Source organism: Bacteroides coprosuis (assembly GCF_020741705.1).
Lineage (GTDB): Bacteria > Bacteroidota > Bacteroidia > Bacteroidales > Bacteroidaceae > Bacteroides_E > Bacteroides_E coprosuis.
In genome coordinates this window covers 1-12,611 of sequence record NZ_DYYK01000107.1, presented here as the reverse complement: position 1 = coordinate 12,611, position 12,611 = coordinate 1, and the positions used below count along the sequence as shown (strand labels likewise).

Genomic DNA, 12,611 nt, shown 5'->3' with positions numbered 1-12,611 from the left:
CCTAGTCAAAACTGTGTTATATCAGGGTAAAAGTTGTATCATGTCGGTGTCAAAGTATCGTCATATCGGTGTCATAATTTTACCCTATTTTGGGGATTAAAAAAAGACCAATTTAAGAGGCTGCGAAGTTTATTCGGATTTAGAGATAAAAGAGCCTATCTAAACGGCTTAGATAGGCTCTTTCTTTTTATAAAAAATAAGAATATCTTATTTGTCTATCTTGAAATGATTGTGCTTTTTGTCCTTATACCACTTGATACTCATCTGTATGGTAAACAGTAGTAGTATGAGTGAGCAAGCTATTAACACAGCACTGTGAGCCGCTTCAAAGGCTACTTTCGACTCTGTTTGCACTACTTGTCCTAATTCTCCACTTGTGCTCTCTGCATAGACAAGAGCGTCTTGTATAGAATGATACACCTTTTTGGGTAGTTGTGTAGCTACATTTGGATCGAAACGCAGTGTAGCCGAGAATACTTGAGAGAGTAATACGCCAAAAAATGTAACTCCTAGTCCGACACCCAGTTCGTACGAAATTGATTCTAGTGAACCTGCTGCACCAGCATTTTCATCATCGGCTCCCGACATAATGGCAAAGGATGCTGCTAGCATGATAATACCTAGTCCGAAACCTGCCATCAATAACCAGAATAATAACCAAAAAGTAAGTGTGGCAAATCCCATCTGACTCATAGCAAAGAAGGATACGGTAGATACAAGTAGCCCGATGACTATAATTTGTAGAATACCAATTCGCTTGAGGTACGCTCCCAATGCCCCCGAGAAGGCAAATGCAACAAAGAAGGGGGCAATGTAGAAGGCAGTATCCGTAGGAGTTAATCCGTGAACTAGCTGCAATTCTTGTGAAAGTAAAAGTTCAAAGCCTGAACAGATAGTCATTGGTATAAAGGTGAATAGCATCCCGTATTTTACTCTGGGTTTTTTAATTAGTTGCCAATCGACCATACTATCGGGGCTGCGGTGTTGTACCTTGTAAAAGAGGTAAAGAAGGAAGCAGCCTGTGGCTCCAGCAATTACTCCATACCATACAGATTCGTCCCATTTTGGTATTGTTTTGATACTATATACTACCATTATAATGGCAACAATAAGAAGTAGAGCATACTTGAGTACCCAGTTTTTCTTAGAATCGGATATGCTTTTAGGAAGCACAAATGCAACAAAGGGTGCTATAAGTAAGAGTACGGGTATATTGATAAAGAAGATGGCTCTCCAAGAAAAATAATCAATTAGTAATCCACCCAGTAGCGGACCTACGGCAGCTCCTCCATTGGCAAATACCACCCATATCCCTAGTGCAATACCTCTTTGCTTTTCGCTTTGGAATGTCTGTCGAATCACGGCTAGTGTGGTAGGCATAATCATCGCTCCACCTACGGCAAGCAAGATACGTGCAAAAATAAGGTGCATGGGTTGTTGTGAGAATCCAGCAGCTAGTGAGGCTATCGCAAAGATGATCACTCCCCATAATAAGAGTTTATGATGACCTACCTTATCGCCGAGTACTCCCATAGGGATAAGGAGTCCTGCCATGAATAAGGAGTAAATATCTAGCATCCACAATACTTCTGTTCCTGTAGCTTTAAGGTCGAGTGTTAATGGAGGAATAGCCATATGTAACACGGTGGAATCAATCACTACTGGCACAAAGCACGTTATAAGTATTCCCAAGATAAACCAAGGGCTTTTACAACATCTAGATTTGAATGTCATTTTCGTCTTATTTTACAGTTAAATTATTTGTTCAACCTCACGTAGAGGTAGGTAAATAGTTTATTTTACCTGCACGCAAGATAGACGATAAAGCAACATACAAATTTGACAAAAGTCAAAAACTCACTATTATTCGGCCTTAGTAACGTACTTTCGCCTTATTCTGCTGAGGGTTTCTTGCGAAACAGCGAGGTAAGAGGCTATTTGTCCGAGTGCTACCCTTTGGAAGATATCAGGAGATACAGTCATTAATTTTTCATAACGTTCTAGTGCTGTTTGAGTTTGTAAAGAAGCTACTCTCTCTTCAAATTCCATGCAATATTCCTCCGATAGTTTTCTGCCAATGGTGTTGAGCTCCTCATTTACCTTATAAAGCTCATCGAGCGTATTGCCCGAAACGTAGTAAATAGAAGAGTCTTCTAGCAACTGGATGTTTTCAAAAGAGGGGATGCGAAAGAAAAAGGCCGAACTAAAGGCCACCGTATTCTCTTTGCAAAACCATGTTGTTACCTCTTTGTCATTGCGAAGATAGTAAAATCGTAAAAGTCCCTTTTTGATGATGTACAAACCGCTATTAACCTGTCCACGCTTGAGTAGGTGAGCACCTTTCTTTTTATAATAGTGCTTTATGTGAGGCAGTAGTAACGCTTCTGTCTCCTGAGATATGGGTCCGTACTTCCTTAAAATTTCAATGAAAAAGTTTGTCATCACATGGTTTTATAGGGCTTCACACAAAAATACGACTTTAAAACCCTTATCCAAAAGAGCTTGATTGGAATTTTCTTAAAAGAAGATCTTTGGTGTATAGATAATTGAGCAGTAAAGCAAGCGATGAACTAGAGTTTGCTTTGTAAAGAATGAAGATCAGCCCCAAAGAATCACTTAGTCTTTTGCTTCAATTTCTATTTCAATGGCATTATACCCTATAAGAGTAAGTAAGCGAGTGGGTTATCTGTTTTATGGATTTAAGGTGTGTCTTTATTCTGAAACTCTTGCTGGAACATAATAAGATGGATTAAAGATGTAAATAATAGAGAGGGTGTTTTGTAAATGCTACGATTGTCCAATACCTAAATTAATATAGGGTGAGAATAAAGAGGAAATCAGATGATATTGTATTTATTTACGTTAAATTTAATATATGTTATAAAACAGCTTTGGAAGATCTGTAAATTCTTATACTGCTGATATATCGCAACTTACCATAGAATGGCAAAAATAGGCTGTCGTATATCTGAAATATTAAGGATAAAAAATATAATGATGTGTTTGGAGTATAACAATATTTAATATATATTTGCTCATAGTAATAAATTAATAAGACCTAAATAAACAGCATTTATAGAAGGGAAAACATTTACTTGTTAAACTTTATGAATGAGAAATTCAATACAATAAATAATATTTTATAATACCTACTTGTGAAATCTAATAAACTATTAAAAAAATTGAATTGAAATAGAACCTTAACTTGAAAAATAGTATTACTAATTAATTGGAAGAGACGGAATATGTACGCGAGTATCTATTCCGTTTCGTTGTATATAGGGTTTCGGTTGTGGAGATGTTTGTCGTGTAAAATCTTTATCAAGCTGGACTACTTTATATTTAATAAAATAGTAATAGATGTGTCATTTTCTTTTATCTCTCCATTGGTATATTTATAATCTGCATTATATCAACAATATAGGAGGCTTTAAGAGCTTTCTAATACTTTTCTAATACATTCTAATAGACCTATGAGTTTTAAAGCCTCTATTTTTGTAGAAGTTAAATAGAGTATTATTCTAGAAAATAAGAGAGCCATGACAAAGAGAACATTAGGATGGAGTGTTTTTTGCATTTTCCTACTTGCTTCTTGCAAACAAGTAGAAGAACCTAAGGCACAGCTCGCTTATCAGTTTAAAGGAGATACCGTTGTAGTATCCGACCAAAGATTGTTGAGCGAAAAGGTGAAAATTGATTCAGTTACCGTAGAGCCAGTTGCTCGGGAGGTGATAACTGCAGGAACTATTCAAGCAATCCCTACACAATATGCCTACATTGCACCGCCGTTTGCAGGTAGAGTGGTACGATCACATATCAAATTGGGAGAGCAAGTGAATCAGAATACACCCCTTTTTGAAATTATATCTTCCGATTTTACTTCTGCCCAAAAGGAGTTCTTCCAAGCAGAATCTGATAGAGAGTTGGCTCGTATCAATCTGAATCGTCAGAAAGATTTGAAAGAAAACGGGGTAGGTTCACAAAAAGAACTCGATGAATCAAAGAATGCTTTGTTCTTAGCCGATAAAGAGTATGAGAATGCCTATACTGCTTTACAAGTGTACCAAACCAATCCTGCACAGATGAAGTTGGGACAGCCACTCGTGGTACGTGCTCCTATATCGGGCGAAGTCATTCAAAACAACTTGGTAACAGGTCAGTACCTCAGTAGCGAATCAGAACATGTAGCTATCATTGCCGATTTATCCAAAGTTTGGGTAGTGGCACAAGTGAAAGAAAAAGACATTCGCTACATTCATGAGGGTGATAAAATGGACATCCATGTTTCTGCTCATCCCGAAGAACCCATTAAAGGAGAAGTGTATTACATAGATGGCTCGATAGATATTGAAACTCGTTCTATCAAAGTGCTTTCTGTTTGTGATAATCAAGAAGGGCAGTTGAAGTTGGGTATGTACACCACAGTACATTTTACCGATCAACCCACACCTCACGTTGTTGTACCCGAAAAATCAATTCTTCAAGGAGAAGAGAGCAGTTTTGTATTTGTGAAAATACGGGAGAATACCTTTGTGCGTACTCCTGTGCAGGTAGAAGTAACTCGTGATGGCAAGGCTGTATTGAGTAACGGACTTCTTCCTGGTCAGGAGATAATAAGCGAAGGCGGATACTATTTTAAATAGAAGAGGAGGTTATGATGAAGAAGAATTTAATGCTTTTAACCATCCAAAAAAGATGGGTGATAGCTCTGCTTTTCGGTTTGTTAGCCTTCTTTGGCTACTATTCTTGGAAACAATTGTCTGTCGAAGCATATCCAGATATAGCAGATGTTACCTCACAAGTGGTAACTCAAGTTCCCGGTTTGGCTGCCGAAGAAGTGGAACAACAGATAACTATTCCTTTAGAAAGAGCACTCAATGGACTACCAGGTATGCATGTGATGCGTAGTAAAAGTACGTTTGGCTTGTCTATGATAACTATTGTTTTTGAGGATGGTGTAGAAGATTATTGGAGCAGACAGCGCGTGCAAGAACGTATTGCCGAGGTGGATTTGCCAGATGGTGTAGCAGCAGAACTAGATCCTCTGACTTCACCAACGGGTGAGATATATCGTTATATCATAGAGAGTGATCATCACTCCTTGCGTGAGCTGACTGATTTACAATACTGGGTTATTATCCCTCGCATAAAGGAAGTGTCGGGTGTTGCCGATGTAAGTAATTTTGGCGGTATCACTACTCAGTTCCAAGTAGAACTCGATCCTCACAAATTAGAGCAATATAATTTAGCTTTAAGTGAAGTGGTTGAGGCGATAGAGAAAAACAACTCCAATGTGGGCGGTAGTATTTTGAAGCGGGGAGACTTGGGTTATGTGGTGCGTGGTATTGGATTGATTTCCGATTTGGACGACTTAGGTAAGATTGTGGTGAGTTCTGAAAATGGTGTACCTATCTTTCTAAATGATCTCGGCAAACTGAAGTATGGAAACCTAGAGCGAAAAGGTATTTTGGGTTACTCCGATCGTACTCGTGAATATCCCGAAAGCATTGAGGGTATAGTGCTTCTTCTCAAACACGAAAATCCTTCTGTGGTACTAGAAGGCATTCAGGAGGCAGTAGATGAACTGAATAATGAGTTGCTCCCCGAGGGTGTAAATATTCATACCTTTTTAGATAGAACGGAGTTGGTAGATACTACTCTTCATACGGTGTCTAGAACACTATTAGAGGGTATGGCGCTTGTGATAATCATCTTAATTGTGTTCTTGGGTAATTGGCGTGGCGCATTGCTTGTGGCAATCACGATTCCTCTATCGCTACTTATTGCATTTATCTTGATGCACTTGACGGATATTCCTGCCAATTTACTTTCACTAGGGGCAATCGACTTTGGTATCATTGTGGATGGAGCCATTGTCATGATGGAAACTATCTTGAAAAAAAGAGAAGACCATCCCGAAAAAGAACTGACAGAGATGACGATAGCCAAGCGGGTGAATCTGGTAGCCAAACCCATCTTGTTTGCTACTACGATTATCATTACGGCATACATTCCACTCTTTGCTTTTGAAAGAGTAGAGAAGAAGTTGTTTACTCCGATGGCATTTACAGTGAGTTATGCTCTCTTTGGTGCATTGTTGGTCGCTTTATTCTTGATTCCTGGATTGGGATATGCACTGTATCGTAAGCCAAGAAAAATTTATCACAACAAGTGGCTAGAGAAGTTGACTACTCAATATGCGAGAGTAGTTGATAAAATCATTCATATTCCCAAGAAAGTCTTGAGTGTGGTTTTGGGTGTATTTGCTGGAGCAGTGATTCTTACTGTTATGGTAGGGAAAGATTTCTTGCCTACACTTGATGAAGGATCTATCTGGTTGCAAGTTAACCTTCCTCCAGGGATTACCATTGATCGCTCCAAGGAACTATCGGATACGCTTCGCGCTCGCACTATGAAGTACCCCGAAGTAACTTATATTGCTGTACAAGCAGGTAGAAATGATGATGGAACCGACCCTTTCACTCCTTCACATTTTGAAGTATCTGTAGGAATTAAGCCCTATAAAGATTGGGCAAGAGGAAAAACCAAGGATGATTTAATCGAGGAATTGGCTGCTGAATATGAAACTTTACCAGGCTTTACCGTAGGATTTAGTCAGCCGATGATTGATGGAGTGATGGATAAAATATCGGGTGCTCATAGTGAGCTTGTGGTAAAGGTTTATGGCAACGACTTTAAAGAAACCCGTCGAATAGCCGAGGAAATTCTAGGTGTGTTATATACAATTCCTGGAGCTACCGATTTAGATATCGACCAAGAACCACCTCTTCCTCAGTTGCAAATTGTAATGGATAGAGATGCTATAGCCCGTTATGGATTGAATATATCAGATGTTAATGATTTAATTGAAATTGCAATAAGCGGGAAAGCTATCTCTCAGATTTATCAAGGAGATAGAGTGTATGATATTACTTGTAAATACAAAGAAGATGCACGAGATACTCCTGAAAAGATTGCGGGGTTAATGCTTACCTCTACCACGGGGGCAAAGATTCCTCTTTCGCAGGTAGCCGATATCAAACTCAGTACTGGAGAAAGTACCATTACCAGAGAGATGAACAAACGTCATCTTACCGTAAAACTTAATTTAAGAGGAAGAGATTTGTCTTCTTTCCTCCGAGAGGCTCAGAGAAGTATTGAGCAGAAGGTGGAATACGATCATAGTAATTATCATGTGAAGTGGGGTGGTCAGTTTGAAAACCAACATAGAGCTTATTCTCGATTGGCTGTTATCGTACCACTTGCTTTGGCTTTGATGTTCTTCTTGCTCTATGTAGCATTTGGTAAATTCCGTCAGGCTGGCTTAGTACTTTGTATTGTACCCCTCGCTCTGTTTGGAGGTATGCTAGCCTTGAATATTCGTGGAATGACCTTGAATGTATCGTCTGCCGTAGGCTTTATAGCTCTCTTTGGGGTTGCCATACAAAATGGAGTGATTATGGTATCGCATATTAACGACTTGCGCAAGAGTGGTGAAACACTTTACGAGGCTGTTACCGATGGGGCCAGACATCGTTTCCGTCCCGTGTTAATGACTGCTACAGTGGCTATATTGGGATTGTTCCCCGCATCTATGGCTACAGGTATCGGTTCGGATGTGCAACGTCCACTAGCTACTGTGATTGTTTATGGGCTGATGTTTTCTACAGTGATAACGCTATTTGCTCTACCTGTACTTTACTATCTGGTAGAACGCAAATATGATAATGAAAGTAATATTGAAAAAACGAAGAGTAATGAGACTGTATAAATGGATATATATAATAGGTATAGTGTTGGGTTGTTCTCATACTGCTTTTTCACAGCATATAGAGAATTTAGAGCTATCGCCTCTACACTATTCTACTTATCTAAAAGAGTTAGGAGATAAAAACCTACATCTTTTAGCCGAGAAGTATAATATTGATATTGCTAAGGCTGAGATTGCTGCATCACGTGTAATGCCCGATCCTGAATTATCTTTTGAGGGAGAACACGATAATTTTACGGTCGAACTAGGTTATACTTTGGAGCTGGGAAAACGGAAAGCGAGAATCAGAAATGCGAAGACAGAAAGTGAATTAGTGGCTTTAGAGCTTGAAGCCTATTTCCAAGAATTACGTGCTGAGGCTACTCATGCATTCCTCGATGCCATTTTGCAAAGAGATTTGCTAGAGGTAAAGAAGAACTCGTACAATACGATGTTGAATTTGCATCGCTCTGATAGTATTCGTTATCGACTAGGTGAAATAACACTCAATGATGCTCGTCAGTCAAAAGTGGAGGCTGCTACCTTACTGAATGAAGTATTTGAGCAAGAGGCTGCTTACAAATCGGCTTTAATCTTGCTCAATAAATACAGAGGTAAGAAAGCATCCGAAATGGAATCTCCCATAGGAGATATGAGCCAGCTTGAACGCTCTTATGAGTTGTCCCAACTGATGCTTATTGCTCTAGACCAGCGGATAGATGTATTGGTAGCAAGTAAAGGCATTCAAGCTGCACAAAGTAGATTGCGTTTGGCTAAGGCTGAGCGACGTACCGACTTGGGTTTGATGGTGGGGTATAGCAGAGATTGGCACGGTATGTGGCCCAATCGAAACTCTGTAAAAGCAGGAGTATCTATTCCTCTAAAGTTTTCTAATACGAATAAAGGAGTAGTACGATCGTCGAAACTGATAGTGCAGCAAAATCAAATGATAAGAGAAAGCAAAGAAATGGATGCTCAAGTAGAAGTGTCTCAGGCTTTCTTTGAGTACGAAGCCGCTCAAAAGCAAGTGGGGCAGTATATCAATGGATTACTTGCTGAGGCAGAAGAAGTGCTTAAAGGGATGATCTATCGTTATAAACGAGGTGAGACAAGCATTCTCGATGTGTTAATAGCCCAGCGAACTTATAATGAAGTTCAGGAGCAATACTTTATGGTGATGAAAGCGTATGCCTCTGCACTAGTTAATCTTGAATATACTTGTGGAATATGGGATATTCAGTTTTAAATTAAATCCTTCTCAATCTTTATATTTGTAGGGTGGGGTACAGATTCAGTTCTGTATCCCACCTTTTTCTAAATCTTTTTTGACATAAAAGGAACTTTTTGAGAGTTCCCATTGTTAAAGGAAAACTAGAACTTAAATATCTAGACTTTTTCTGTTATTAAGTTTGAATTTGTTACTTATGAGACTAGTTGATCATTTGATTGAACGAAGCCCATATGAACGCATCTTTCATGCCGTTATGTATGAAGTAGTAGGGATTATTACCAGTGCCCCTATTATTGCTCTCTTCTCAGGAAAAAATTTATCAGAATCTGGAATTATTGCTTTAATCGTATCCATAGTTGCTACTATTTGGAATTATGTTTATAACTACATTTATGACCAAATATGGTATCGTTATCGATTTAAAAAGAATCTGTTTGTACGCACACTTCACGGATTATTCTTTGAAGCTGGTTTAGTTTTATTTGCTGTACCTGCTGTAGCTCTTATTATGGGGCTAACCTTGTGGGAGGCTTTTAAGATAGAACTAGCTATGCTCATCTATTTCTTCCCATATACCATTGTCTTTAATTGGTTTTATGATAAGGGAAAAGCCTTGTTGATTACAAAACTTCAAGAAAGATGAGAAGAAGAAATAAAGGTTAAAAAAGAAAGTAAATTATTGTTTTCCAAGGCAATACTCTAAATCTGTTTTATCTTTACAAAAGAATTTAAACACAACACTATTTAAAAAACTCAAGAAATGAAAAAGAGACTAGTTGATCATTTGATTGAACGAAGTCCATACGAACGCATCTTTCATGCTGTTATGTATGAAATAGTAGGGATTATTACCAGTGCCCCTATTATTGCTCTCTTCTCAGGAAAAAATTTATCAGAATCTGGAATTATTGCTTTAATCGTATCCATAGTTGCTACTATTTGGAATTATATTTACAACTATCTATATGATAAATTGAGAAAGCAGTATCATTTTAGAAAGTCTGCTGCCGTGCGAGTTATTCATGGTGCAGGGTTTGAGGTTGGACTTGTATTTATATCCGTACCTATTATTTCACTCACTATGGGTCTCACTTTATGGGATGCTTTTAAATTGGAGTTTGCTATGTTGCTCTACTTTTTCCCTTATACCATTGTGTATAATTGGATTTATGATAAGATAAAATCTTATGCTATTGCAAGATTAGTTTAAACTGTTTACATTATTTCAAAATATTGAAGGCAATGCTATCTTTAAGATATGGCATTGCCTTTTTAGTTTACGTATTGATTTACTGCTGTATAACATGTTAAAGAATCTCTCAAGATCTATGGCTTTCCATAAATATTTTTCTACTTTTATAGTAGAAGTTAAAAGGTAATTAGTGTTTGAAGTCCTATTAAAACTGTCGTTTTTTCTGTGTTTGCTTAAAATTAAAGTGTTGGCTTCAAGCTTTTACCTACCACTAATTTGCCAATGCCATTTGGCATAACTTCTAAAGGTTTATTATTGTTTTATATGTGTATGTGAAGAGGGTGTTTTGAGTTTATTCTAATTTCTCAAAACACCCCCTTTCTTTTTTCTATCCTTTTATTTTGCCTCCATCATTATCTGGTTTTTAATGCTCCATGTTGCGAGAATTTCTATCTAAGAATATGACTTTTTTTATTTTTTTTGATAAATATGATTTTTGAGTTTAACACTCTAATTTACTGCTGTATAATAGTGAGATTGAAAAGTCATCGATTCATCATGACACCGACATGATAGTAACATGTCGGTGTTAAAGCGTGTTCATGTCGGTGTTAAGACATTTCTCTATCGGCATGATGTAAATAGTATAAGTTTATCTTTTTTATCCTGATAAGGTAGGCGAATTTATTCATCAAGAAGCAGCTGAGTCGGTATTCTTTTGGTATAAAATTCAAGTAGTAAATAATGATTGACGCTAAAGAATGAAATTATGTTTCTTGCTATCTCTTAGGAATCAAAAGTAGTTCTAGTTATTATCCTTTTTTTAGGAATATAAATGCTTTAAATGAGCCTTTTAGCACAAAATATGGCCTTAACTATATTTTATAGTTAGAAAGAACTATAAATATTAGTTTATTAATAATATAATTACGTTATTGTAATCAGTAATGATAAAATAAGAGTATAAAACAGATAGAATTATGAGTAAGATACAACGATTAACTGCACGAGAAGAAGAAATTATGGAAGTGTTTTGGAGTCATGGTGAGATGTTTGTGAAAGACATCTTAAAGATTCACCCCGAACCAAAACCTCATTTTAATACTTTATCTACTATCGTAAGAGGACTAGAAGAGAAAGGATTTCTTTCTCATCACTCTTTGGGTAATACTTATCAATACTATGCCCTAATTTCTGCAGAAGAGTATAGTAGTGGATGTTTAAAAGGAGTAGTTTCTAAATATTTCAAAAACTCTGCTTTGAGTGCTGTTTCTACTTTGGTGAAAGAAGAAGATATCAGTGTAGAAGATTTGAAGAAACTGATCAACTTAGTAGAGCAACAGAAGAAATAAAAAGTTTCAATTTTAAATCTTGTCAAAATAAAAGTATGATGACTATTTTAACCTACCTTTTTCAATCGAGTATTTGCCTAGGCATCTTTTATGTCTTTTACAAGTGGCTTTTTAGTAAAGAAACTTTTTATACACTTAATCGTGCTATTTTATGGAGTATGTTGATTCTCTCTTTTACTTTACCTCTAATCCCTTGGGATAGCTTCTTTACGATTTCGGGGATGGTGCAATCTTCCCTCTTCAATGAGGTGGTTTATTCTATCCGTTTAGATGAGTTGATCATTTCTGCCGAACAGACTACAAGTATTAACTGGTCGGATTGGTTGGTAGGCGTGTATTTATTGGGCCTGACACTCATTTTGTTACGTTTAGGAGTTGGATGGCTGGGTCTAAGTAAATTCATTAAACAGGGTAAGAAAAAAGTTCAAACAGATGGTACAAAGTTGATTACTCATACTGAAAGTACTCAAGGTCCATTTAGCTGGATGTCTTACATTGTATTGAGTGAGGATGATTTAGCTAATTGTGGAGAAGAAATATTGATGCACGAGAAAGCACATATTCATTATATGCATTCATGGGATATGCTAATACTGAATCTTATATTGATGGTACAATGGTTTAATCCAGCAGCTTGGCTTTTTAAGCGTGAGTTGGAGATAGTTCATGAATATCAAGCTGATGCTTTCGTACTTAAACACGGCATAAACGCACAAAAATATCAATTATTATTAATCAAGAAGTCTGTGGGTGACTACATGTTTAATTTGGCCAACAGTTTTAACCACAGTCATCTTACTAAAAGAATCAATATGATGTTACAAAAAGAATCTAGTAAATGGGCAAAGCTCAAGTTGATTTCTCTATTGCCATTAGGCTTCTTGTTGATACTCGGAATAGGAATTAATAGTTCATGTACTGAAGCCTCAGCACTAGGAGATAGTTCTGATGTTCAAGCTGATGCCAAAGAATTACCTCAAGTTACTCCAAGTACTCAAAAAGGAGAAGTGTTTGTAGTGGTAGAAGTTATGCCTGAGTATCCTGGAGGTCTTGAAAATCTAATAACTTTCTTGGGTGAGAATATTC

At 37.3% G+C, this 12,611-nt stretch carries 9 protein-coding genes; 7 read left to right on the top strand and 2 right to left on the bottom strand.

What is annotated here, in order from left to right:
- Positions 1-207: 207 nt before the first annotated feature.
- Together K8V80_RS06205 and K8V80_RS06200 are read right to left on the bottom strand one after the other, a co-directional pair.
- Positions 208-1,692, bottom strand: coding sequence for an MFS transporter (locus tag K8V80_RS06205; RefSeq protein ID WP_276776184.1), 1,485 nt, complete (start codon positions 1,690-1,692; stop codon positions 208-210).
- A gap of 171 nt (positions 1,693-1,863) precedes the next feature.
- Positions 1,864-2,442: a Crp/Fnr family transcriptional regulator gene (locus K8V80_RS06200; protein ID WP_276776182.1), complete on the bottom strand. Its 579-nt coding sequence runs from the start codon at positions 2,440-2,442 to the stop codon at positions 1,864-1,866.
- A 1,097-nt stretch (positions 2,443-3,539) separates the two neighbouring features.
- On the opposite strand from K8V80_RS06200, the gene K8V80_RS06195 reads away from it, so the two are divergent.
- From K8V80_RS06195 to K8V80_RS06165, 7 genes are all read left to right on the top strand, one after another.
- Positions 3,540-4,643 (top strand): efflux RND transporter periplasmic adaptor subunit, encoded by a 1,104-nt coding sequence (locus tag K8V80_RS06195; RefSeq protein WP_006744801.1) that lies wholly within the window; start codon positions 3,540-3,542, stop codon positions 4,641-4,643.
- Between the two features lie 14 nt (positions 4,644-4,657).
- Positions 4,658-7,771: an efflux RND transporter permease subunit gene (locus K8V80_RS06190; protein WP_276776188.1), complete on the top strand. Its 3,114-nt coding sequence runs from the start codon at positions 4,658-4,660 to the stop codon at positions 7,769-7,771.
- On the top strand, positions 7,758-8,996 hold the full coding sequence (locus tag K8V80_RS06185; protein ID WP_276776177.1) for a TolC family protein: 1,239 nt from the start codon (positions 7,758-7,760) through the stop codon (positions 8,994-8,996). Before K8V80_RS06190 ends, K8V80_RS06185 begins: the two co-directional genes overlap by 14 nt.
- 178 nt (positions 8,997-9,174) lie before the next feature.
- Positions 9,175-9,624 carry a PACE efflux transporter gene (locus K8V80_RS06180; protein WP_276776174.1) on the top strand — a complete coding sequence of 150 codons (450 nt, stop codon included), beginning with the start codon at positions 9,175-9,177 and terminating at the stop codon, positions 9,622-9,624.
- Positions 9,625-9,741: 117 nt separating this feature from the next.
- Positions 9,742-10,191: a PACE efflux transporter gene (locus K8V80_RS06175; RefSeq protein ID WP_276776171.1), complete on the top strand. Its 450-nt coding sequence runs from the start codon at positions 9,742-9,744 to the stop codon at positions 10,189-10,191.
- 971 nt (positions 10,192-11,162) lie between these two features.
- Positions 11,163-11,525, top strand: coding sequence for a BlaI/MecI/CopY family transcriptional regulator (locus tag K8V80_RS06170; protein WP_040310366.1), 363 nt, complete (start codon positions 11,163-11,165; stop codon positions 11,523-11,525).
- 35 nt (positions 11,526-11,560) lie between these two features.
- A partial coding sequence (locus tag K8V80_RS06165; RefSeq protein ID WP_276776168.1) for a M56 family metallopeptidase occupies positions 11,561-12,611 on the top strand: 1,051 nt, incomplete at its 3' end.